Genomic DNA, 23,354 nt, shown 5'->3' with positions numbered 1-23,354 from the left:
ACTTACGGGGGTCCCATGACGTCTCTGGCCGCTGTGCGGCGCACCATCTCCGTGTTCGCGCTGGCCGCCCTGGCCGGTGCGGCACTCGCTGTTCCCGCCGGTGCCGAGGAGGAGCCGCTGCCGGTGTCCGTCGAAGGCACCGACAGCGTGAACCTCTCGATGCAGCCGGAGCCCGGTGAGCCGGGCGAGCCGGGTGAGCCGCAGATCGAGCTCGGACTCCGGGCGCCCGGCGAACCGGTGCCGGACGAGAACGGCGTCACCTACCCGATCCACCAGGGCGAGTACACGGTCACCGTGGACGCGAGCTCCCTGGCCGGGGTCGCCGCGGTGGACTTCTCCCGCCTCGGCGGCTGGCAGGGCTGCTCCGTCGAGGGGCTGGTGGCCACCTGCCACGGTTACGAGATCTACGCCGGCCGGGACTACAACGACCTGGGCGGCATTCGTCTCGACGTGACCGACGAGAGCGCCGCGGGCGACTTCGGCACCATCGAGGTCACGGCCGCGGGGGAGGGCCTGGCCTTCACCGGGCACACGGTGGACGTCCTGGTCGGCGGCCCCGAGCTGCAGATGAAGCAGTTGGCCGAGCCCGAGGGCTTCCAGGCCGGCGACACCTTCCAGGCGCCGCTGAGCTTCCGCAACGTCGGCGGCCTGGGCGGCAGGGGCGTGGTGCTGCGGATGTACGGCAGCCGTGGCCTCTCCTTCCCCAGCACCTACGGGAACTGCTGGTACGACCCGCGTGACCCCGACGACCTGTTCGGGAGCTCTCAGGCCCTGTGCGTCTTCGACGAGGAGTTCGCGGCCCAGGCGGCCTACGGGCTCAGCGCTCCCTTCCCGGTCGAGACGGCCGGCTTCGCGCTCTACGACGTGATGTCCTACTCCTTCAGCGCGGTGCCCGCCGACCAGGTCGGGAAGCTGCTGGCGGAGGGCGACTACCAGGCGGGCACCGGTCCCGAGCTGGGGCTGGTGCGGCTGCCGGACGCCGACCCCGCCGGCTACACCCGGTACGCGGATCTGGACTTCCCGACGAAGAACACCTTCGACCTCGACCTGACCGGTGAGCGGCTGCGGGCCCGCAAGGGCGAGACCGTGTCGGTGGACGTCGGCTTCGCCAACCACGGCCCCGCCTGGCTGGCCCTGCTGCGCTCCGGCGGCGAGCCGATCGCCTTCTGGGTCGACCTTCCCCCGGGCACCACGGTCACCACGGTTCCCGAGGGCTGCCGGGCCGCCGACTGGGAGGGCGCCGAGGGCGACTACCTCTGCTACCTCGACACGCCGATCCTGGAGGACGCCTCCCGCACCTTCACCTTCGGCCTCCGCGTCGACGAGGTGATCCGCAACGCCACGGGCCGGGCGTTCTTCGCCTACACCATGCCGAACGAGGGCAACCCGGCGAACGACTCCGGCGACATCGTGCTCAACCCGCGGGGCGGGCACTGACCGACGGTGATCGCCGCTGATCCACGGGTGTGCGGGCCCGCCCCTCGGGGCGGGCCCGTTCCGCGTTCCTGAGAGGATCGGGGGGTGAGCGACGAAGTACAGCCGGGTTACGTCCGTGTCCGCCTCGACCTCTCCTACGACGGGACCGACTTCTCCGGATGGGCCAAGCAGGCCGGCGGCCGGCGGACCGTCCAGGGCGAGATCGAGGACGCGCTGCGCACGGTCACCCGGTCGAAGGACGTGACGTACGAACTGACCGTGGCCGGCCGCACCGACGCCGGTGTGCACGCCCGGGGCCAGGTGGCCCACGTGGACCTGCCCGCGGAGCTGTGGGAGGAGCACCGGGAGAAGCTCCTGAAGCGGTTGGCGGGACGGTTGCCGAAGGATGTGCGGGTGTGGCGGGTGGGGGAGGCGCCGGGCGGGTTCAATGCGCGGTTCGCCGCTCTGTGGCGGCGGTACATCTACCGGGTGGGCGACCGGCCCGGTGGGGTCGATCCGCTGCTGCGCAGCCATGTGCTGTGGCACGACTGGGAACTGGACGTCGCGGTCATGGACGCCGCCGCCAAGTCACTCGTGGGGGAGCACGACTTCGCGGCCTACGCGAAGAAGCGTGAGGGGGCCTCGACGGTTCGTGAGATCTTCGACTTCGGAGTGCGGCGCACGGCGGACGGCATCGTCGAGATCGAGGTCCGGGCCGACGCCTTCTGCCACAACCAGGTGCGGTCCATGGTCGGGGCGCTGCTGTTCGTCGGGGACGGCCACCGGGGCGTGGAGTGGCCGCGTAAGGTGCTGGACGCGCGGGTGCGGGACAGCGCGGTGCATGTCGTACGACCGCACGGGCTGACGCTGGAGGAGGTCGCGTACCCGGCGGACGAGCTGCTGTCGGATCGGCAGCTTCAGGCCCGCCGGGTACGCGGGGAGGTGCACAGGGTCAGTCGGCCAGGACCTTCTCCAGAGCCGGCTTGAGGAAGGGCTCCAGGGTCTTCGAGTAGCTCGAGGTGATGTGGCTGGCGTCGAAGTAGACGACCTGGTCGCCGATCACGCTGGGGCAGACGTGCTTCGTGCAGAAGGCGGGCACCGTGTCGATGATCGAGGCGCCGTACTTCTCGGCTACCTCCCGCTCCATGGTCCGGAAGTCCGTGTACTCGAGCGCCTCGTACTGCTTGCGGTTGCAGGAGGAGATGTCGTCGATGTGAGTGGCGAGGCAGTCGGGCACGTTCTGGCCGGGCTGGGGGGTGTCCGTCATGTAGACGAGTTCGGCTCCGGTTGCCTTGAGGACCTTGAACGTGGCTTCCGCCCCCTGCCGCGTCGCCTCGCGGCGCGTCCGGTTGGCGACGACCACGACATCGGGCTTGAGGTCGCCGAGTTCCTCGAACACCGACTCGCGCCAGCTGTCGCACTCGGTGTACTCGCGGTGCAGCTCGTCGTTGACGATGCGGTACTCCTGGGGTGAGCAGCCGCCCTTCGCCATGGTCACCACCCTGACCCCGAGACTCTTCCCGATCTCGTCGAAGGCGTCGTTCCACTGCCAGGCGTGCGAGTCGCCCATGAGGACGACCGTCTTCTTCCCTTCGGGATCCCCGATGACGCAATGGTCCTGCATCGTGAACTTCGCGACTTCGGTGTTGTCGATGCAGCCGCTCGAAGCGTGGTTGTCCGCGGTCTTCGGCAGGGCACCCTGTACCGCCGCGGAGAGCTTCGTCCGCAGTGCGGCCGTCTCGACCGAGGCCTCGTCGGTGTAGCCGACGGCGACGGTGTTCGAGGAGGCGGTGGCGAGGTTCAGCGGGACGATCATGGCCAGTGCCATGGCTCCGGCCGCGCAGGCGGTGGCCGTGCCGCCCGCGAGGATGCCCTTCCAGGGGCGTGCCACCAGCTGCGCGTTGTTCCTGAAGCGGCGTTCGACGGCGTAGTGCATCGCGACGGCCACGAGGAACGACGCGACGGCGACCCGGAACCGGTCCGAGTACGTGACCTCCCAGGACACCAGGTACGGCCAGAGGATCAGGAGTGGCCAGTGCCAGAGGTACCAGCCGTAACTGACGTTTCCGATGAAGTTGAAGACGGGGTTGTCGAGGAGCCGTTCCGCGCCCAGGCGCGGAGCCGCGCAGCCACCGGCGATGATCATGCCCGCGCCCAGCACCGGGCCGGCCACCGCGTACCCGGGCAACGGTGTCTTCGCCGAGATGAGGAGCGCGGTGACGAGGGTGGTGCCGAGCCCCGCCCAGGAGAGCACCGCCGCGAACCCGGTGTTCATCCGGGACAGGAGCGGTCCGCCGAGGGCGAGGAGAACGCCGAAGGTGATCTCCCAGATGCGGGTGTGGGTGCTGAAGTAGGCGAGGGGCTGGTTCTCTGAGGTCTGCGCGTAGCCCAGGTAGGCCGATCCGCCGATCACCGTCATGAGGAACAGCGCCACGAGGACGCGGTTGCGGAAGAGGAGACGGCTGAGCCAGGCCGTGACGACGAGCGCGATCGGCGCGATCACGTAGAACTGCTCCTCGATGCCCAGCGACCAGAAGTGCTGGTACGGGGACTGGCTGCCGTCGTCGGCGAAGTAGTCGGTGCCGGTCTCGACGAGGCGCCAGTTCATGACGCTCAGCGAGGCTGCGAGGCCGTCCTCCATGTACGAGCGGAACCTGAGCGGGCTGGCATAGAGCCAGGCCAGGACCGCCGTTCCGATGATGGTGACGGCCATCGCCGGCGCGAGCCGCCGGAAGCGGCGTGCCCAGAACTTGCTCAGGGAGACCTTGCCGGTCTTGTCGATCTCGGCCAGCAACTGGCCGCCGATGAGGAAGCCGCTCAGCACGAAGCTGACGTCCACGCCGCCATGGATGTCCAGGATGCCGCAGTGCATGCTGACGACCATCATGATGGCCACGGCACGCAGGCCCTGGATGTCCGGCCGGTACTTGCGAAGACGCTCTGTCTGCGCGGCCGGTGCGCGACGGCGGGTGCGGGTGTCGGTTGTCAAGGAATTCTCCGGTCGAGCACGCTGGCAGGCGGACGACTTCAGTGGACCGTCGGGCAGGCGGCAGCCGTCCCGCTGACGCGCACCCCTTGGGCGGGTATGCGGATGCCGCACGACAGCCGTAGCTGGGCGGGCAGTTCGTTGTCCGCGCCGATGTGTGCGTGGCAGCCCACGACCACTTCGCGCAGGACGGAGGCACGGCCGATCGTGGAGTCGTGGTCCACCACCGACTCGTGGATCCGGGCGCTCTCGGCCACGGTCACGGCGGCCCCGATGATCGAGCGGTCGACGACCACGTGCGGGCCGATCACGGCGCGCGGTCCGATCGTCGAGCCGCCCGTGACCCGGGCGGTCGGGTGGACGACAGCGGCGGGGTGGATCAGAGCCTCGGACGGCGGGCCGACCAGGGGCGAGGGCGCGCGGCCGGTCACCAGGTCGGCGGAGCCGTGGACGAAGGCGAGCGGGGTGCCGAGGTCACGCCAGTACTCCTCGGTCGTGTGGCCGTACACCCGCCGTCCCGTGGCGACGAGCTGCGGGAAGATCTCCTGCTCGACCGATACCTCGCGGTCGGCCGGAATGGCGTCGAGGACCGAGCGGCGGAAGACGTAGCAGCCGGCGTTGATCTGGTCCGTGACGCACTCCTCGGGCGTCTTCGGTTTCTCGAGGAAGGAGAGCACCCGGCCGGATCCGTCGGTGGGGACCAGGCCGAACGCCCGGGGGTCGGGGACGCGGGTGAGGTGCAGGCTCACGTCCGCCGCGCGCTCCTCGTGGCGTTCCAGGAGGGTGCGCAGATCGACCCCGGAGAGGATGTCGCCGTTGAGGATCAGGACCGGCGCGTCGGGTGAGGTGCCGTGCAGGAGACGGGCCGCGTTGCGGATCGCTCCGCCCGTGCCGAGCGGTACCTCCTCGACGGCGTACGAGATTCTCAGGTCCTGGGAGAAGTCCTTGAACTCCTCCTCGAAGAGGCCGGCGAGGTACGAGGTCGCGAAGACCACGTGCTCGACGCCCGCGTCCGTCAGCTTGGCGATCTGGTGCCGGATGAAGGAAGAGCCCGCGACGCCGAGCAACGGCTTCGGGGTGTGATTGGTCAGGGGGCGCAGGCGGGTTCCCTTGCCGCCCACCAGGATGATGGCTTCTTGCATGACTGCCTCCGCTCGGTCAGCTTGCGGTGTCGGTCCCGGGTCCTGCGTAGTCCGAGGTGAAACAGGACTTGATCGCCTTTTCGGAGAGGGGACGTCCGGCGAAGTCGAGCCGGGAGGCAACCTTGTCGTCGGGCTTGGTGTTGGGGTCGTCGTCGAACCAGAGCGACCACCAGTAGATGCCCTGCATCTTCCGGTCCTGGACGACCTCGCAGACCGCCTTGTACCAGTTGGCCTGTACCTCGGGTTCGAGGGCCCGGCGGGTGTAGAAGTCGCCCGGCGCGTGGTAGGCGCCCTTCATGGCACCGATACCGGTCTCGGAGACGAGGATGTTCGGCAGCGGGCCGGTGGCCTTCTTGTCCAGCCAGGTGTTCCAGCCGTCGACGAGGGCGGAGACCGGGGCGGTGTCCGGCACCTTGACCGGGAAGTAGGCGTCGACGCCCAGGTGGTTGACCGGCATGTTGATGCGGCCGGAGACGTAGTTGTCCCAGTTCGCGTCGTAGGAGACCTCACCCGAGAAGGTCTTCTCGGCGGAGGTGACCAGGGCGTCCCAACCAGGGTCGCCCTCCAGCGAGTTGAGCTCGGTGCCGATCACGAAGGTGTTCGCCTTCGTCTCCTCGGCGGTACCGAGATACGGCGCCAGGAGCTTCTTGTACGAGGCGAACCAGGCCGAGCGCGAGGCCGGGTCGATGTTGCCGCGCCAGCCGTTGTTCTGCTTCAGGTTGCCCTCGTCCAGGATCGGGCGGAGCGTGGTGCGGAACCCGGCGTCCTTGAAGACCTTCAGCACCCGTCCGAGGCGTTCGGGGGACGGGGTCTTGGCTCCGGCCGACAGTTCGTCGGAGGTGGGGCCGCCGATGAAGTAGGGGAACGAGACGGACACCGAGTTCGCGCCCAGCCCGATGAGGTACTTCGCGTGCTTGCGGGCCTGGTTCTCGATGAACGTGTCGGATCGTTTCTTCGCCTCCTCCTCCCAGTAGAGCTGGACGCCCCACTGCGGCATGCCCTTCTTCCAGGGCTTGGCGACCCGGGGGGCGCCGGTGGACAGGGAGGAGGAAGGGGTATCGGTCGACGCGGAGGCCGACGCCGTGCCGGACGGGGTGGCGGAGGTCTCCGAGTCGCCGATGACGACCTTGGGCAGGGCCGAACCCGCCTCCCAGCGCACCGGGTGGTCGCCGAGGACGAACGGGGCGCCCAGCACGAGGCTGAGAACGGTCACAGGGAAGATCGCGAGCAGGGGCAGTCGTGAGCGCATGAGTCAGATGTCTTCCGGGCTGGTCAGGCGGGCTTGGCGATCACGACGAACTTGTTCTCCTCGCGCCGGACGAACCTCAGGAAGCCCTTGAAGCCGCCGAGACCCTCCAGCACGGAGAAGACGGGTATGCACACGACCACCACGATCGGCTCCCACCACTTGCGCCGTCCGCTGAGCGACGCGAGCGCGTTCAGTCGCAGACCCTCCCAGTAGGTCCAGATGACATAGGCGAAGTTGAAGGCCCACAGGATGGTGACGGACTGCGTCACGGGCGAGGTGTTCATGTCGTTGAAGAGCCAGCCGATGAGCAGCACGGCACCGATGTGCTGGAGCGGACCGAGGATCCAGGTGGTCACGCAGATCGACAGGAACCAGCGGTAGCGCCAGGGCACGGCCTTGTTGAAGCAGAGCGCCACGAGGCCCCAGGCCCACCGGTCGCGCTGCTTGATGAAGTCGGCGGCGGTGGCGGGGGAGGCGCCGTAGCAGCGGCCGTTGAACCAGTCGCTCCGGCCCGGGTACTTGCGGCAGAAGGTCAGGGCGAGGCGAGCGTCCTCGACGATCTCCTTGGGCCCGAAGTCCCATCCGATGGTCGCCTCGATGGACGCGCGGAGCACCAGCAGCTCGCCGTGCACGCCGGCGGCCGGGGTGCCCATGCCGGTCAGGGCGCGGAAGCGGGCGATGTCGTCGGCGGGGCGCACCGCGTCGGCGAGCCACGTGAACATGTTCACCGCGTTCTCGCGGGGGTAGGTGAGGATGCCCTGGGCCATGTGCTTGGCCTCGTCGGGGTGGGCGCGGCGCTGACGGTTGATGAACTGGGCGAGCGAGGACGCGGTGTCCGGCCCGACACCGGTGTCGTCGTCCATGTGCAGCACCCAGACGTAGTCGAGGGCCTCGCCCTCCGCGATGCGCAGCTCGTGGGCGTAGTGGTTGGCGCGCGCCTTGAAGCGGGTGCCGTTGGCCGGGACGTAGTCCTTGGGCACGGTGATCACGCGGATCAGGGGATGGGAGTCGGCCAGCCGGTCGATGTCCGCGGCCGCCTCGCAGCCCTCCTCGGTGAGGATGTCGACGCGCATGTACGGAAACCACTCGGGCAGGTGCTCGACGTACGAGAGGATCGAGCGCTCCAGGGCCGGGTAGGTGTCGTTCCGTCCGATGGTCGGGCAGAGGACGATCAGGAAGTCCTCCTCGGCCGGTGCAGGGGGGACCATCCGGTCGCTCCTGCGGACTCGGCGGCGGATCAGCAGCGCACCCTGGATGCCGACCAGAACGCCGACCACCGGCAGGGTCCAGACGACGGAAAGAGCCCAGCTCAGTACGGACGAACTGGGGCGGTAGCTCCACAGTCCGAACGCCACCAGCAGGACGAAAGGCAGGAGGAACGGGAGGATCCCCGGCTTCCACGCAGCGGTGCGTTTCGCGAGCTTCTGATGGTGCCGGGAATGCGGCACGCCCCCCTCGACGGCTGTCGATGCCATGACGACTGCGGAACTCCCCTTGAGATCAGTGGCGCGTTGAGGCACGACGGATCTGCGTCACGGCATGAGTGCGCACCGTGACGCCTGGTGTGGTTCCGGGTCCATCCCCTCAACGCCTTCTTTGGCGCCTCCGATCAGCCGCGCTCAGATGCCCCCCCGGGCGCCCGAAGACTGATCGAACAGAAGACAGATCTTTACACACGTGCGTGAAAGTGAAAACGCTTGTGAGGGTGATGTGTTCAAAAGTTAATCAAGTCACGTCTTGTGTGGTGATCTGCTAACAGCGTCGGACACACCCCGATGACCACCGGTGATCACCCTCGGTGACGCATAGGTGCGTTTCACGTCGGCGGCGGTGTTCTTGGCGCGAGGCGCCGAGACGTTGTCGTACGACAGCGCCTGGCCCCACACCGTCCACAGCACCCACGGCGTCCGGGACAGGGTCCCCGGCTGCTGGGCGTTGAGCGGTACGTGGAAGGACTCGGCCATGATCCGCGGCCTGCGGTACGCCTCCAGGCCGCGGTACCAGACCTCGGTCCAGGAACCCCCGCCGAAGGGCTCGGCCGGGGTGTCGCTGTAGTCGTCGACTCCGACGACGTCGACGAAACGGCCGCCGGGGTAGTACGGCCGGGGGTCACGGCCGTAGCCGCCGTCCCAGGAGTTCGGCGACCAGACGAAGATCAGGTGATGCAGGCCACGACGGTTCACGAGGTAGTCGTACGTGAGCCGCCACAGTCTGTGGAAGGCGGCCGGGTCCTGCCCCGCCCACCAGAAACCGCGGCCCGGCACCGTGTTCATCTCGTGGTACGGCCGCAGCAGCACCGGCACCCCGCGGTCGGCGAGGTAGCCGAGGTGGTCCGCGAGGAAGGCCAGGTCGTGCAGCAGAGCCCGGTGTTCGGTGGTGCCTTCGGTGACCACCCGGCCGAACCAGCCGGGGTCCCTCGCCCCGGGAGAGTTGCTGTGCCGGGTCTCCGGGAAGCCCTTGACGGGGCTGCCCGGGTAGGGCTGGTGGAAGGAGAAGCCGACCAGGCCGGCGGGCCCGCCCCCGTTGTCCGGAAGTGAGACCTCGATGCCGGTGGCGCACTCCCGGTGCGTGCCGGAGGGGCGGTAGGAGCCGTCGGCGGCTCGTGGCAGTCCCGCCCACACGCCGACGGCCAGGTCCACGGCGTCCTCCACATACCCCCAGTCACGACGACAGCTCGGCCAGTCGCGGTTGTAGGAGCGCGCCTCACCCACCGCCCAGCCGGGCCGGCCGTAGCCGGGCCCGAGGTCCAGCTCCACGAAGGCGGGCAGCTTTCCCGTGATGTCCCGTGCCTTGCGGTAGTAGTAGCCGGGCTGCTTGGTGCCGCGGTAGTCGCCGTACTGCGGGTTGTACCGCTCGTTGTGCAGCTCCACGTGCTGCCCGATCAGCGTGCGGGACGAGCGGTCGCGCCGGGCGTCGTTCTCCAGGCCGGCCAGCAACGCGTACACCCGCCGGGCCGCGGGCACGGCCTTGGGGTCCCGGTCGCGCAGCTCGGTGGGGACGAGCGCGGTCCCCTGTCCGCTGCGCTCGGACCATGCCCACACCCCCAGCGGGGCCAGCAGCGCCGCCCCGGCCGCGGCCCCCGCGATCCGGACCCGCCCTCGCATGTCCAAGGCGTCAGGCCGGGACCGCGCTGAGCCGTGCGACGGCCGAGGCGGCGAGGGCGGCGGCGCCGAGGCCGCGGGCAGCGGCAGGCAGGTGGCGCCTGGACATGTGGTGCGCGGCCATGGACGGGCCCCCGGGACTGCTGATCGGCGCGTGATCGGAAAAGGGGAGGCTCTCACACGGCGGCGCGCCGGGTCACTCGCTCGCGGCCGCCGATGCCTGGGCCTCGCCGCGGCGGTGGATCTGGCGGAAGGTGAACTCGGCCAGGTTGTCGCCGATGCTGAAGACCGCGGTGTCCTTCTCCGTGACGTTCTTGCCGCTGGCGAAGCCGGCGATGGTGAAGTACGCGTAGCGGCCGTAGGAGTTCGAGGTCGTGCGGCAGATCGCCGAGTTGCAGAAGGCCTTGACCGCGCCGCCGGGCAGCGACTTGACGATGTCCTTCTTGGTGTTGACCTGCCCCTTCGCCTTCGTCGCCTGGGCCTCCGTGTCGAAGACGGCCACGCCGACGGTCACCGAGACGCCGTCCTTGGTGTAGCTGACGCGCATGAACTGGGTGCAGCCGTCGGCGGCGAGGATCTTGCCGAGGCTGGCCTGGACGCCGTCCGTCGCGGCGCAGTTCTTCGTGTCGGAGGTCGTGCCCTTCTTGTACACGGTCGAGCCCATGGTGAGCTGGGTGCCCGGGAAGAGGATCTTGGCGCTGAGCGGGGCCGAGTCCTTGGCCTTGCTGGCGATGAAGTCCTTCGGGTCCAGCGGCGGCGGGGCGCTGGTCGGCGCGAACGACGGGGCGGTGCCGCTCGCGCTGGGGAGCGCCGCGGCCGACAGCGAGGACGCCGGCTTGTTCGCCTCGTCACCGCCGTTCGCCGACACGACGGCCATCGCCACGGCGGTGCCGATCGCCACGGTGGCGAGCGCGCCGCCGACGATGAAGAACAGCCGGCGCCGTTTGTTGCGGATCTCGGAGGCCTCGGCGAGCGCGGCCCAGTCCGGAGTCTGCTCGCCCCCGCCGCTGCTCCACGGCTGCTGCGACTGCGGTTTCCAGGGATCCCACTGGGACGGGGGTCCCCCCTGCTGCCCAAAGCTCATGGGGCGCATCTTAGACGGGCACGCGGTCCACTGCTCCGCCCCAACAAGCCCCTCAGTGCCCGGCGTTCGGGGGAAGAAGCACGGGCAAACATGACATCTCCGGGTGATTGGTGTGGCGTTCTGCCTGGCCGCCGCCTGCGGCGCCGGTGCAGGAGATCGGGGCCCCGACGGCACATGTGGCGCGGGCCACGCTCGGCCGGTACCGCGAGGGACGGGAGGCCGGCGCAGGGAGCGCGTCGCCCCCGCCGCGGGAGACCCGGGGCGGGCCGCCGTGCACGCCGGCGACGTCTCCCTCGCCGCCGGACTCGTTTTGACCCGTCCGTGGGACCCCGGGTATCCTGCTTCTTCGTTGTGTATCGGCCTCCTCATTCTCACCGAGTGGCCTTTACCTAGGTTCCCTGGAGCAGTTACCAGTGGGCGGCATACGGGCAGTGACCCGGCCATTGTCGTCCCCAGCTGCACGATCGCTTCAGTGATGCCATGTGTCAGCACCCATCCACTGAAGAAGAAGGCTGCGAAGTGCGTACGTACAGCCCCAAGCCCGGCGATGTGACTCGCCAGTGGCACGTCATTGACGCTCAGGACGTCGTCCTGGGCCGTCTCGCCACCACTGCCGCCTCCCTGCTGCGCGGCAAGCACAAGCCGATCTACGCCCCTCACGTCGACACCGGTGACTTCGTCATCATCATCAACGCCGACAAGGTGCACCTGTCCGGCAACAAGCGGACCCAGAAGATGGCGTACCGCCACTCCGGCTACCCGGGTGGTCTGCGCTCCGTCCGTTACGACGAGCTCCTCGACAAGAACCCCGAGAAGGCCATCGAGAAGGCCGTCAAGGGCATGCTCCCCAAGAACACCCTGGGCCGTCAGATGCTCTCGAAGCTGAAGGTCTACTCGGGCGACCAGCACCCGCACGCTGCCCAGCAGCCGGTGCCGTTCGAGATCACCCAGGTCGCGCAGTAAGTCCGGCCACCCCCTAAGACAGAAGAGAATCTGAGGAGAATCGTGGCCGAGACCACCGTCGAGACGCCCGTCGAGGGCGAAGAGATCGTCGACATCGACAGCTACACCACCGAGTCCGAGGTCCCCGTCGAGGGCGAGTACACCTCGGAGTCGCTCGCGTCCCGCTTCGGCGACCCGCAGCCGGCCGCCGGCCTGGGCCGTCGCAAGAACGCCATCGCCCGCGTCCGGATCGTCCCGGGCACCGGCAAGTGGAAGATCAACGGTCGCACCCTCGAGGACTACTTCCCGAACAAGGTGCACCAGCAGGAAGTCAACGAGCCCTTCAAGGTGCTCGAGCTCGAGGGCCGCTACGACGTCATCGCCCGCATCTCGGGTGGCGGCGTCTCCGGTCAGGCCGGTGCCCTGCGCCTCGGCGTGGCCCGCGCGCTGAACGAGGCCGACGTGGACAACAACCGCGGCGCCCTCAAGAAGGCCGGCTTCCTCCGCCGCGACGACCGTGCGGTCGAGCGCAAGAAGGCCGGTCTCAAGAAGGCCCGCAAGGCTCCGCAGTACAGCAAGCGTTAATCGCAGCTGCCTGTACGTCCGAACGCCCCGGCGGCACGCCACAGTGCCGCCGGGGCGTTCGTTTATCACAGCCTTAGGCGTATAACGGCACAAGGCGCTCAAAGGCTCATGTGATCGGATGATCTCCGTTACTGACGCTTCCTCAGGAGGACAAGTGGGACGACTCTTCGGCACGGACGGCGTGCGCGGTGTCGCCAACGCGGATCTGACGGCCGAGATGGCGCTCGGTCTGTCGGTCGCGGCGGCGCACGTGCTGGCCGAGGCGGGTACGTTCCAGGGCCACCGGCCGACGGCGGTGGTCGGACGGGACCCGCGCGCGTCCGGGGAGTTCCTGGAGGCCGCCGTCGTCGCGGGCCTCGCGAGCGCCGGTGTGGACGTCCTGCGCGTCGGAGTGCTGCCCACCCCCGCGGTGGCGTATCTCACGGGCGTGCTCGGCGCCGACCTCGGTGTCATGCTCTCCGCCAGCCACAACGCCATGCCCGACAACGGCATCAAGTTCCTCGCCCGCGGCGGGCACAAGCTCGACGACGAGCTGGAGGAGCGCATCGAGGCGGTCTACGAGGAGCACAAGGGCGGTGAGCCCTGGGAGCGGCCCACCGGCGGCGGTGTCGGCCGGGTCCGCGAGTACACCGAGGGCTTCGACAAGTACGTGGCCCACCTGATCGCCGTACTGCCGAACCGGCTCGACGGGCTGAGGATCGTCCTCGACGAGGCGCACGGCGCCGCCGCCCGGGTGTCGCCGGAGGCGTTCTCGCGGGCCGGCGCCGAGGTGATCACCATCGGTGCCCAGCCGGACGGGCTCAACATCAACGACGGCTGCGGCTCCACCCACCTCGATCTGCTGAAGGCCGCCGTCGTCGAGCACGGGGCGGACTTCGGCATCGCGCACGACGGGGACGCGGACCGGTGCCTGGCCGTCGACCACACCGGCGAGGAGGTGGACGGCGACCAGATCATGGCCGTGCTCGCGCTCGCGATGAAGGAGCGGGGCGCGCTGCGGTCCGACACCGTGGTCGCGACCGTCATGTCGAACCTCGGGTTCAAGCTGGCGCTGGAGCGGGAGGGGCTCCGGCTCGTCCAGACCGCGGTGGGCGACCGGTACGTGCTCGAGGAGATGAAGGAGCACGGGTACGCCCTCGGCGGCGAGCAGTCCGGGCACGTCATCATCCTCGATCACGCGACGACCGGGGACGGGACGCTGACCGGGCTGATGCTGGCGGCGCGGGTCGCGCAGAGCGGGCGCTCGCTGCGGGAGCTGGCCTCGGTGATGGAGCGGTTGCCGCAGGTTCTGATCAACGTGCCTGATGTGGACAGGTCGCGGGTGTCGACGTCCGCGGAACTGGCTTCCGCCGTCGCCGAGGCGGAGCGGGAACTCGGGGAGACGGGGCGGGTGTTGTTGCGGCCCTCGGGTACGGAGCCGCTGGTGCGGGTGATGGTCGAGGCCGCGGACATCGATCAGGCGCGGTCCGTTGCCGGGCGGCTCGCGGATGCGGTGAAGTCCGCGCTGGGCTGAGGTCCGGGTCCGGGTCCGGGGTGGGGGCGGGGGTCCTGCGCTGGTGCGGGCTGCGGGTCCGTCGTGGCTGGTCGCGCAGTTCCCCGCGCCCCTAACGGCGTTTCCGCCAGGCCCACTTCTGGAGCAGCAGGGTCAGCGTGCCCGCCAGGACGATGCCCAGGAGGTTCAGGAGGAGCTGCTCCGTCGAGCCCCAGGTCTGGTTGGTGTCGCCGTAGCTGAGGGCCACCGCGGCGTTGGCGGCCGCCGGGACCGTGGTGACCGAGATGGCCACGCCCACCAGGGCGCCGGACTTCGCCGACGTCAGGGAGAGGGTGCCGGCGGCGCCCGCGAGGACGGCGACGATGAAGGAGAAGGCGTCCGGGGCGTAGACGAAGCCGGTCTGCGGACGGTCGCCCTCCAGCTTGCCCTCGCTGAACAGGTTCAGCGCGTCCATGAAGAGACTGAAGCCCACCGTCACGGCCATCGCCACGGCGAAGCCGGCCAGCAGGGCGATCAGGGAGCGCAGGGCCAGGCGGGGCGCGCGCTGCACGATCGAGGTGGAGATGCCGGCGAGGGGGCCGAACTCCGGGCCCACCGCCATCGCGCCCACGATGAGGACCGCGTTGTCGAGCACCACACCGCAGGCCGCGATCATCGTGGCCAGGGTGATGAAGGCCAGGTAGGTGGCGGAGAGCGTCGACTCCTCGTGCGTGGCATCGGTCAGGTGCTCCCACAGGACCGCGTCCGCGCCCTCGCCGGGTGCCTCCGCCTCGGCCTTGTCGGCGCGTTTCGACAGGGACAGGTCGATGTTCTCCACCGCGATGGAGCCGCTGTCGTCGAGGCCCAACTCCTGGAGTTCGCTGAGGAGTTCGTCGCCGGCCTCACGGGCGACATCGCACAGGACGACGTCCCCCTGCGGGTTGCGGGCCGCGCCCGGCAGCACGACGAGATGGGTGGTGCCGACCGTCCCCTCGATCAGACGGACCACGTCGGCGGTCCGGTCGGACGGTGTGATCAGGCGCAGATGCAGCATGACGCCTTTCTAACAGGCGCCGGTGGTCACAGCTTGCGGAGGCTGAGCTTGCGCACCTTGTGGTCCTGGCCCTTGCGGATGACGAGGGTGGCGCGGCCGCGGGTCGGGGCGATGTTCTCCACCAGGTTGGGCTTGTTGATGGTGCGCCACAGGGTGCGGGCGTAGTCGAGGGCCTCCTCCTCCGAGACCTGGGTGTACTTCCTGAAGTACGAGTCGGGGTCCTGGAAGGCGGTCTGCCGGAGCTTCTTGAACCGGCTGAGGTACCAGCGCTCGATGTCCTCGGCGCTCGCGTCGACGTACACGCTGAAGTCGAAGTAGTCGGCGAGACCGACGCGGGTGCGGCCGTCCGTGCCGGGCAGGGCCGGTTGCAGGACGTTCAGGCCCTCGACGATCAGGATGTCGGGGCGGCGGACGGTGAGCCGCTGGTCCGGGACGATGTCGTAGATCAGGTGGGAGTAGACGGGGGCGGTGACCTCGTCCTTGCCCGCCTTGATGTCGGCCACGAAACGGGTCAGCGCGCGGCGGTCGTACGACTCCGGGAAGCCCTTGCGCGACATGAGCCCGCGGGCCTCCAGTTCCCGGGTGGGGAGGAGGAAGCCGTCGGTGGTGACCAGCTCGACGCGGGGGTGCTCGGGCCAGCGGGACAGCAGCGCCTGGAGGAGTCGGGCGACGGTCGACTTGCCCACCGCGACCGATCCGGCGACCCCTATGACGAACGGGGTGCCGGACTGGGAGCCCTGCTCGCCGAGGAAGGTGTTCAGTGCGCCTCGGAGGCCGTCCGTGGCGCCCACGTACAGGTTCAGCAGCCGGGACAGCGGGAGGTAGATGTCCCGCACCTCGTCGAGGTCGATGACGTCCCCGAGGCCGCGCAGCTTCTCGACCTCGTCGGCGGTGAGGGGGAGCGGCGTCTTGTCGCGCAGCGCACTCCACTCCGCTCGGGTGAGGTCGACGTAGGGAGTCGCCTCCGGCTTGTGCCGGTGGGCGCTCCGGGGCATCGGGGAGACCGGAGAGATCACAGTCCATTGTTAACGGAGTTTGAACGGGGTGGGGGGTGGGGTGCGTCACGCGGGGCCCGTCACGTGAAGTCCGCGTGGGCGAGGTGGGTCGCGCAGACCCGGCAGCGGAAGAGGTACGCGGTGGGCTGGTCGTCCTTGTCGAGGGAGCCGAGGTGGTCGTCGAAGCCGTCGTGGGGCCACTGCCGGCGGAGGTGGTCGACGGCGTCCGGGTACCCGTCGAGCTCCTTCGCCCCGACGCGACCGAGAAACTCGGCGCCGTCACCGCAGTGCGTGAGCCAGGGCGGCGACTGCCAGGCGGAGAACCCCGGGGTGCGCCTGAGGATCGCTGTCACGACGTCTTCTGGTACGTCACCCTCGATGCCGTCGGTGAAGGTGGCGTCGTAACGCTCGGCGGCCTTGCCGAAGGCGATGCAGTGCGGGCAGATGCCGGAGTCCGGGGCGTCCGTGGCGTGGACGGGGCCGGTGTAGATCCAGCCGCGTTCCTGTCCGCAGCACACGCACCGGTCGTCGGAGGCGATGACGGATCCGGTGGCGACGGGGCTGGGGTGGTAGGGGAACGAAGGCAGGGCGGGGCGTCTGCGGGGCTCCGGCTGCGGGGAGATCACGAGCTGGATCGCCCGTCCGGTCAGGGCCTCGGGGGTCACGACGATCGCTTCCGCGCGCAGGCTCTCCGGGAGGTGTCCGCGGTCGGCCTCGCTCGTGATGATCATCGGGCAGTCGAGCGGCATGACGCCCGCGCCGGTCCTTCGGACGAGTGCGGCCACGTGATCGAGGATCCGGCCGGGGGAGAAGCGGTGGAACGTGAGCCCGAGTGCGTCCCCGTACACCTCGGACCCACCGCCGTCCTCGGCTTCGAGGTCCCAGGACTCCGGCAGACCGGTGGGGGGCATGCCGCCCACGGTGACGGGGCCGAGGGTGTCGCGTATCGCGGATTCGTCCATGGGGGCGGGTTCCTCGTCCACGAAACGCCAGACGTACATGCTGTAGCTCACGTGGCTCCTACGACCAGTGGGGATCAGGGCCGGACGCCCATGATCGCAGTGTGCTCCGGCGCGGCGATATCCGAATCCGGGCACGAAGTGCCGTGATCCGGCGCCGCCCGCGCCCTAGGCTGCCGCGCATGTGCGGAATCGTGGGATACGTGGGGTCGCAGTCGGCGCTCGATGTCGTGATGGCCGGGCTGAAGCGGCTGGAGTACCGGGGGTACGACTCGGCAGGCGTCGCCGTGCTGGCGGACGGCGGGCTGGCGGCGGCGAAGAAGGCCGGGAAGCTGGTCAATCTGGAGAAGGAGCTGGTGGACCGGCCGTTGCCGACCGGGCTCACCGGTATCGGGCACACGCGCTGGGCCACGCACGGCGGGCCGACGGACGCCAACGCGCATCCGCATCTGGACAACGCCGGGCGGGTCGCCGTCGTCCACAACGGGATCATCGAGAACTTCGCCGCGCTGCGGGGCGAGCTGGAGGAGCGGGGGCACGAGCTCGCCTCCGAGACCGACACCGAGGTCGTCGCGCACCTGCTCACCGAGGAGTTCTCGGCGACGGCCGACCTCGCGGAGGCCATGCGACTGGTGTGCCGGCGGCTGGAGGGTGCGTTCACGCTGGTCGCGGTGCACGCCGACGAGCCGGACGTGGTCGTGGGCGCCCGCCGGAACTCGCCGCTCGTGGTGGGCGTGGGGGAGGGGGAGGCGTTCCTGGCGTCGGACGTGGCCGCTTTCATCGCCCACACCCGCTCCGCGATCGAACTCGGTCAGGACCAGGTCGTGGAGGTGCGGCGCGACGGCGTGACCGTCACCGGCTTCGACGGCCGGCCCGCCGACGTGCGTTCCTTCCGCATCGACTGGGACGCCTCCGCCGCCGAGAAGGGCGGCTACGACTACTTCATGCTCAAGGAGATCGCCGAGCAGCCGAAGGCGGTCGCCGACACCCTGCTCGGCCGTATCGACGCGGCCGGTTCCCTGACGCTGGACGAGGTCCGCATCTCCGACGCCGAACTGCGGGAGGTGGACAAGGTCGTCATCGTGGCGTGCGGTACGGCCTTCCACGCCGGGATGATCGCCAAGTACGCCATCGAGCACTGGACCCGCATCCCCTGCGAGGTGGAGCTGGCGAGCGAGTTCCGCTACCGGGACCCGATCCTGGGACCGCGGTCCTTGGTGATCGCGATCTCCCAGTCCGGGGAGACCATGGACACCCTCATGGCGCTGCGGCACGCCCGCGAGCAGGGTTCCAAGGTGCTCGCGATCTGCAACACCAACGGCTCGACGATCCCCCGTGAGTCGGACGCCGTGCTGTACACGCACGCGGGGCCCGAGGTCGCGGTCGCGTCGACGAAGGCGTTCCTCACGCAGCTCGTCGCGTGCTACCTGGTCGCGCTGTACCTGGGGCAGGTGCGCGGGACCAAGTGGGGCGACGAGATCACCGCCGTCATCCGGGACCTCTCGCACATCTCCGGCGAGGTCGAGCGGGTGCTGGAGACGATGGAGCCGGTGCGGGCGCTGGCCCGCTCGCTGGCCGACAAGAACACGGTGCTGTTCCTGGGGCGGCACGTCGGCTATCCGGTGGCCCTCGAAGGCGCGCTGAAGCTCAAGGAACTCGCCTACATGCACGCCGAGGGCTTCGCGGCGGGGGAGTTGAAGCACGGGCCGATCGCCCTGATCGAGGAGGACCTGCCTGTCGTCGTGGTCGTACCGTCGCCCCGGGGACGGTCCGTGATCCACGACAAGATCGTGTCCAACATCCAGGAGATCCGGGCCCGGGGCGCGCGCACGATCGTGATCGCGGAGGAGGGCGACGAGACGGTGGTGCCGTACGCCGACCATCTGATCCGGATCCCGGCCACGCCGACGCTGCTCCAGCCGCTGGTGGCGACCGTGCCGTTGCAGGTGTTCGCGTGCGAGCTGGCGACGGCCCGGGGCAACGAGGTGGATCAGCCGAGGAACCTGGCGAAGTCGGTCACGGTGGAGTGAGGTTCCTTCAGTCCGTCGAGGAAGGTGGCGAAGGCTTCGGTCGGCAGGGTGAGGGTGGCGCCGGCCGGGGTCTTGGAGTCGCGGACGGATATGTGGGTGGGGTGGGTGGCGATCTCGACGCAGTTGTTGCCGTCGCCGCCGCCTGAGTAGGACGACTTCCGCCAGTTCTCGGTCATGGGGTGCCTCACAGTTCCTTGCCCAGCCTGTGGATGAAGTCACGGGAGCGCTCAGGGTCCAGTGACGCGTCCTTCACTCTATGGAAGAGCGTTCGAAAGACGCCTAGTTGGGCTTCGGAATCGACGAAGGCGGTGCCGTGGGGTGCGTCACGAACGGCGGTGTCCAGCCGGGGCACGGGGCCGCCGGCGAGCATCATGGTGCTCCACGTTCCTCCGAATCCGTCCAGGTCGAAGGGGATCACGCGCACGGTGATGTGATCCGCTTCGGAGCGTGCGAGGACGTGGTTGAGCTGGGCGCGTGAGGCGGCGCGGTCCCCGAGCCGGATGCGCAGCGCCGCCTCGTGGATGACCGCCTCGTACGGGACCGTGATCCGCTGACGCTCCATGCGGTGGCGTACACGCAATTCACGCTCTTCGTCGGGCAGTTCGGGGACCCTGGACGAGAAGGCGGCGCGGGCGTAGTCCGGCGTCTGGAGCAGGCCGGGGATGAACAGGAATTCCACGTCGTGCCGGTACGTGGAGTGGTGCTCCAGCTCGGCGATGTCCAGGAACGGCGTGGGCAGCAGCCCCCGGTACTCCTCCCACCAGCCTCGGGTGCGATCGGTGGCCATCGAGACCAAGGCGTCGATGAACTCCTCGTCCGTGCAGGCGTAGTGGGCCGCGAGGCGGCGTAGTCGCTTCTCGCTCACCCCTGCGAGGGCGGACTCGATGTGAGTGATCTGGGCCGGGCTCACACCTAGCAGCGCTGCCGCCTGGCGGGCGGTGAGGTCCGCGGCCTCTCGGAGTCTGCGCAGCTCAGTGGCCAGTCGCATCTGGCGTGCCGTCGGTTCGCGCCTCAAAGCTCTCGAACGCTCCTAGGTCCAACGCGCCTGGGGGCGCGACTCGTTCGGGGTCAGATTACGCGATCCACTTGCTCAATCTCTATGTATAGATCTACCGTCGGTGACGAGAACGACACGCTGCGGAAGCGCACCGCCCCGTCCCGCCAGGACGGCCGTGGCGGCACTGCCACCGCAGCCAACCCCCTGCCACCTGACTGGAGTTGCCGCATGCCCGAAAGCGCACCCTGGGAGTACACCCTGTACATCCCGAACGACCTCCGAGCAGTCACCGTCGCCCGCCGCACCCTGCGCCTGATCCTCACCCTGCACGGTCTGATCCGTCTGACGGACACCGCGGAGCTCCTCGCTGCGGAGTTGGTCTCGAACGCCGTACGCCATACGAAGGGGCCGGCCGCGCTGCGGGTGTGCTGGTCGGCCGGGGTGCTGCGGATCGGTGCGTGGGACGCCGACCCCGAACCGCCCGAGCCGCCGGGCGAGATGGATCTGCTGCGGGAGGCGGAGGAGGGGAGGGGGCTGGCGTTGGTGAAGGCGTGTGCCGACCTGTGGGGGTGGCAGCCGTTGGCCAGGCACGGCAGCCGGGGGAAGTACGTGTGGTGCGAGCTGGCCGCGGCCTGAGGGTGCCGGGAGGATCGTAGAGTGCCCGGATGAGCATCATCGGGGTCGGTATCGACGTCGCCGAGATCGAGCGGTTCGCGGCGTCGCTGGAGCGTACGCCGGGGATGGCCCGGCGGCTGTTCCTGGACAGTGAGCTGACGCTGCCCAGCGGGGAGCGGCGCGGAGTCGCCTCGCTGGCCGCCCGGTTCGCCGCGAAGGAGGCCCTGGCCAAGGCGCTCGGGGCGCCGGCCGGGCTGCACTGGACCGATGCCGAGGTGTACGTCGAGGACAGCGGGCAGCCCCGGCTGCGGGTCACCGGGACCGTCGCAGCGCGGGCCGCCGCGCTCGGGGTGCGGTCGTGGCACGTCTCGCTCAGCCATGACGCCGGGGTCGCGTCGGCCGTGGTGATCGCGGAGGGGTGACCGAAGCCGCCGTCCGGACTCTCAGGCGGCCTGGTCCCAATCCGTGCGGACGTCGGTCCCGGTCCGCGGCTCGTGGCCGCCGCGGGCCGCCTTCTCGCGAGCGCGCAGCACGGCCCAGGCGACGGCGCAGGCGCAGGTGAGGTACCAGGGCAGCGGCCAGAGCGTGTTCCACCAGCGGGCGCGCGGAGAGACGGTGACGTCGACCGCGGCCGCGGTCCAGGCGGTGGCCAGGCTCCAGCACAGCAGGCGTCCGGCTCGGCGGACGGTCCGGGCGAGAGGCACGGCGGGTCTGTCCGGATCGGTCATCGCGCGCACGTCCTCCACGGGATGGGCGACCGCCGCGGGTGCGGCTGCGCTCGCCGAAACGCCCTCAGTGTGCGTTTTGTTGAGCGTTTCGCACAGGGGTGGCAGGGGGCGGACGTGACGTCTGAGACGGCCTCAGGTCCGGGCATATGCCTACAAGTGCGTGATGGTGCCTGGTGAGCGCTTTCGTTTTGCGTGCGGAGCAGAAGCGAATCTGGCCGGAAGTGATCGCCCCGGACTGCTTTATTCCGCCTGACCTGCCGGGGAACGCGCTTTCAGGTGCCTCTCTCTTCGTCGTCGGCGTCCGGAACTGATCCTTCCAGGACCGTCGCCGCGCCGGGCACGGCTTGTTCGTCCGCGGCCGGGACGGGGGAGACTCGGTTCCATGCGTACTGCGTACAACGTGGAGACGGTCAGGGCCGCCGAGCGGGAGCTGATGGCACGGCTGCCGGAGGGCGCGCTGATGCAACGGGCGGCGGCCGGGCTGGCCGCCGCCTGCGCGGACCTGCTGGGGCGGGTGTACGGCCGCAGGGTCGTGCTGCTCGTCGGCAGCGGGGACAACGGCGGGGACGCCCTCTACGCGGGGGCGCGCCTGGCGCGGCGGGGCGCCGGGGTGGCCGCCGTGCTGCTGGCGCCCGAACGCGCCCACTCCGCGGGGCTGGCCGCGCTGCGCCGGGCCGGGGGGCGGGCCGTGGGAGTCGAGGGTGCCGAGCGGCTCATCGAGAAGGCCGACCTCCTCCTCGACGGGATCGTGGGGATCGGCGGCAAGGGCGGACTGCGCCCCGACGCGGCCCGGCTGGCCGAGGTGGCCGAGCGGTCCCGGGCCGCCGTCGTCGCCGTCGACCTGCCGAGCGGCGTCGACGCCGACACGGGGGAGGTGCGCGGGGCGGCCGTACGGGCGGACCTGACCGTCACGTTCGGGACGCACAAGCCGGGGCTGCTGATCGATCCCGCGCGGGAGTACGCCGGTTCGGTGCGGCTCGTCGACATCGGGCTGTCCCTTCCCCCGCACGCCGAGCTGGAGGCCCTTCAACACGCCGACGTACGACGGCTGTTGCCCGTGCCGAGCGGGGAGAGTGACAAATACCGGCGTGGAGTCGTCGGGATCGCCGCCGGGTCCGCGCGCTATCCGGGAGCCGCCGTGCTCGCCGTGTACGGGGCGCTGCGGGGCGGCGCCGGGGCCGTGCGGTACGTCGGGCCGGCCGCGGACGCCGTGATCGCCCGCTTCCCCGAGACGCTCGTCTCCGACCGGGGGCCGAAGCAGGCGGGGCGGGTGCAGGCGTGGGTCGTCGGACCGGGGGCCGGGGACGACGCCTCGGCCGTGGGCGAGGTGCTGGCCTCGGACGTGCCGGTGCTCATCGACGCGGACGGGCTGCGGCTCGCCGACCGGGACGCCGTACGCGCGCGTACCGCGCCGACCCTCATGACCCCGCACGCCGGGGAGGCCGCCGCGCTCCTCGGGGTGGCGCGCGAGGAGGTCGAGGGGGCCCGGCTGGCCTCGGCGCGCGAACTCGCCGGGCGCTACGACGCGACCGTGCTGCTCAAGGGCTCGACCACGCTGGTCGCCGACGCGGGCGGCGGGGCGGTGCGGGTGAACCCGACCGGCACGGCATGGCTGGCCACCGCCGGCAGCGGTGACGTCCTCTCCGGTCTCGCGGGGTCCCTGCTCGCGTCCGGGCTGAGCGCTCTGGACGCCGGCAGCGTGGGCGCGTACCTGCACGGCCTCGCCGGACGGTTCGCGGCGGACGGTGCCCCGGTGGGAGCGCACGACGTGGCCGAGGCGGTGCCGGCGGCATGGCGGGACGTGACGGACGCCTGAGCGCGGACCGGCAGACGGGTGCATGAGCGCGAACTAGTACCTGATGGGACCAATACCGGTCGGTCGAATATGCGGAGCCGAAAGGGCGATGTTTCGCTGGCCGCATGGATGAGCCAAATATACGAGGCACCACCCGGCGGGAACTGCTGGGAGGAGCCGCAGTCGTTCTGGGGAGTCCCGTTCT

General features: G+C 70.1%; 21 protein-coding genes. 9 read left to right on the top strand and 12 right to left on the bottom strand.

The features are described 5' to 3' along the window. The first annotated feature begins 15 nt into the window (after positions 1–15). Together ACIQJT_RS29890 and truA are read left to right on the top strand one after the other, a co-directional pair. On the top strand, positions 16–1,437 hold the full coding sequence (locus ACIQJT_RS29890) for a hypothetical protein (protein ID WP_402648745.1): 1,422 nt from the start codon (positions 16–18) through the stop codon (positions 1,435–1,437). Positions 1,438–1,521: 84 nt separating this feature from the next. Next, positions 1,522–2,403, top strand: a complete 882-nt coding sequence (truA, locus tag ACIQJT_RS29885) for a tRNA pseudouridine(38-40) synthase TruA (protein ID WP_402648742.1) — start codon at positions 1,522–1,524, stop codon at positions 2,401–2,403. Here truA and ACIQJT_RS29880 read toward each other — a convergent pair. The 6 genes from ACIQJT_RS29880 to ACIQJT_RS29855 all read right to left on the bottom strand — a co-directional run bounded on the left by ACIQJT_RS29880 (position 2,369) and on the right by ACIQJT_RS29855 (position 10,978). Next, positions 2,369–4,405, bottom strand: a complete 2,037-nt coding sequence (locus ACIQJT_RS29880; RefSeq protein WP_402648740.1) for an acyltransferase family protein — start codon at positions 4,403–4,405, stop codon at positions 2,369–2,371. The genes truA and ACIQJT_RS29880 overlap by 35 nt on opposite strands. A 38-nt stretch (positions 4,406–4,443) precedes the next feature. Beyond that, positions 4,444–5,544, bottom strand: coding sequence for a sugar phosphate nucleotidyltransferase (locus ACIQJT_RS29875; RefSeq protein ID WP_402648738.1), 1,101 nt, complete (start codon positions 5,542–5,544; stop codon positions 4,444–4,446). A gap of 16 nt (positions 5,545–5,560) precedes the next feature. Then, a complete protein-coding gene (locus ACIQJT_RS29870; RefSeq protein WP_402648735.1) occupies positions 5,561–6,793 on the bottom strand; it encodes a glycoside hydrolase family 113 in 1,233 nt (410 codons plus the stop codon). 23 nt (positions 6,794–6,816) lie between these two features. Next, the gene (locus ACIQJT_RS29865; protein ID WP_402648732.1) at positions 6,817–8,268 is read right to left on the bottom strand and encodes a glycosyltransferase family 2 protein; all 1,452 of its coding nucleotides are present in this window, start codon (positions 8,266–8,268) and stop codon (positions 6,817–6,819) included. Between the two features lie 255 nt (positions 8,269–8,523). Beyond that, positions 8,524–9,897: a glycoside hydrolase family 26 protein gene (locus ACIQJT_RS29860; protein WP_402648730.1), complete on the bottom strand. Its 1,374-nt coding sequence runs from the start codon at positions 9,895–9,897 to the stop codon at positions 8,524–8,526. A gap of 193 nt (positions 9,898–10,090) precedes the next feature. Continuing rightward, entirely contained in the window at positions 10,091–10,978 is an 888-nt protein-coding gene (locus tag ACIQJT_RS29855; protein WP_402648727.1) for a hypothetical protein, read from the bottom strand. 519 nt (positions 10,979–11,497) lie between these two features. Between ACIQJT_RS29855 and rplM the strand changes: the two genes are divergently transcribed. From rplM to glmM, 3 genes are all read left to right on the top strand, one after another. Next, positions 11,498–11,941, top strand: a complete 444-nt coding sequence (gene rplM / locus ACIQJT_RS29850; protein WP_053846770.1) for a 50S ribosomal protein L13 — start codon at positions 11,498–11,500, stop codon at positions 11,939–11,941. A gap of 42 nt (positions 11,942–11,983) precedes the next feature. Then, complete coding sequence (rpsI, locus tag ACIQJT_RS29845) at positions 11,984–12,505, top strand: 30S ribosomal protein S9 (protein WP_053846769.1); 522 nt, start codon at positions 11,984–11,986, stop codon at positions 12,503–12,505. 154 nt (positions 12,506–12,659) lie between these two features. Continuing rightward, complete coding sequence (gene glmM, locus ACIQJT_RS29840) at positions 12,660–14,018, top strand: phosphoglucosamine mutase (RefSeq protein WP_365456090.1); 1,359 nt, start codon at positions 12,660–12,662, stop codon at positions 14,016–14,018. 91 nt (positions 14,019–14,109) lie between these two features. On the opposite strand, the gene ACIQJT_RS29835 is transcribed toward glmM, so the two are convergent. From ACIQJT_RS29835 to ACIQJT_RS29825, 3 genes are all read right to left on the bottom strand, one after another. After that, complete coding sequence (locus ACIQJT_RS29835; protein ID WP_402648724.1) at positions 14,110–15,030, bottom strand: DUF389 domain-containing protein; 921 nt, start codon at positions 15,028–15,030, stop codon at positions 14,110–14,112. Positions 15,031–15,056: 26 nt separating this feature from the next. Then, a complete protein-coding gene (gene coaA, locus ACIQJT_RS29830) occupies positions 15,057–16,025 on the bottom strand; it encodes a type I pantothenate kinase (RefSeq protein ID WP_402648721.1) in 969 nt (322 codons plus the stop codon). 80 nt (positions 16,026–16,105) lie between these two features. After that, the gene (locus ACIQJT_RS29825) at positions 16,106–17,038 is read right to left on the bottom strand and encodes a CbrC family protein (protein WP_402648719.1); all 933 of its coding nucleotides are present in this window, start codon (positions 17,036–17,038) and stop codon (positions 16,106–16,108) included. A 128-nt stretch (positions 17,039–17,166) separates the two neighbouring features. Here ACIQJT_RS29825 and glmS point away from each other — a divergent pair, with 128 nt between their 5' ends. Then, positions 17,167–19,014: a glutamine--fructose-6-phosphate transaminase (isomerizing) gene (gene glmS / locus ACIQJT_RS29820; RefSeq protein ID WP_365456078.1), complete on the top strand. Its 1,848-nt coding sequence runs from the start codon at positions 17,167–17,169 to the stop codon at positions 19,012–19,014. Here the strand turns inward: glmS and ACIQJT_RS29815 are convergent. Further along, positions 18,975–19,190, bottom strand: coding sequence for a DUF397 domain-containing protein (locus ACIQJT_RS29815; protein WP_402648716.1), 216 nt, complete (start codon positions 19,188–19,190; stop codon positions 18,975–18,977). The two genes, glmS and ACIQJT_RS29815, sit on opposite strands and share 40 nt — an antisense overlap. 8 nt (positions 19,191–19,198) lie before the next feature. Next, positions 19,199–20,002, bottom strand: a complete 804-nt coding sequence (locus ACIQJT_RS29810) for a helix-turn-helix transcriptional regulator (protein WP_365456072.1) — start codon at positions 20,000–20,002, stop codon at positions 19,199–19,201. A 237-nt stretch (positions 20,003–20,239) separates the two neighbouring features. Here ACIQJT_RS29810 and ACIQJT_RS29805 point away from each other — a divergent pair, with 237 nt between their 5' ends. Next, positions 20,240–20,647, top strand: a complete 408-nt coding sequence (locus ACIQJT_RS29805; protein WP_365456069.1) for an ATP-binding protein — start codon at positions 20,240–20,242, stop codon at positions 20,645–20,647. A gap of 29 nt (positions 20,648–20,676) precedes the next feature. Further along, positions 20,677–21,048 (top strand): holo-ACP synthase, encoded by a 372-nt coding sequence (locus ACIQJT_RS29800; RefSeq protein WP_053846761.1) that lies wholly within the window; start codon positions 20,677–20,679, stop codon positions 21,046–21,048. A gap of 21 nt (positions 21,049–21,069) precedes the next feature. Here the strand turns inward: ACIQJT_RS29800 and ACIQJT_RS29795 are convergent, their stop codons facing one another. Then, entirely contained in the window at positions 21,070–21,354 is a 285-nt protein-coding gene (locus ACIQJT_RS29795) for a hypothetical protein (RefSeq protein WP_365456066.1), read from the bottom strand. A gap of 382 nt (positions 21,355–21,736) precedes the next feature. On the opposite strand from ACIQJT_RS29795, the gene ACIQJT_RS29790 reads away from it, so the two are divergent. Beyond that, complete coding sequence (locus ACIQJT_RS29790) at positions 21,737–23,170, top strand: NAD(P)H-hydrate dehydratase (protein ID WP_365456063.1); 1,434 nt, start codon at positions 21,737–21,739, stop codon at positions 23,168–23,170. Positions 23,171–23,354 lie beyond the last annotated feature (184 nt).

It is taken from the genome of Streptomyces sp. NPDC091972, assembly GCF_044756385.1.
Taxonomy (GTDB): domain Bacteria; phylum Actinomycetota; class Actinomycetes; order Streptomycetales; family Streptomycetaceae; genus Streptomyces.
The sequence above is the reverse complement of the archived record's forward strand: the minus strand, read 5'-3'. Positions and strand labels throughout refer to the sequence as shown.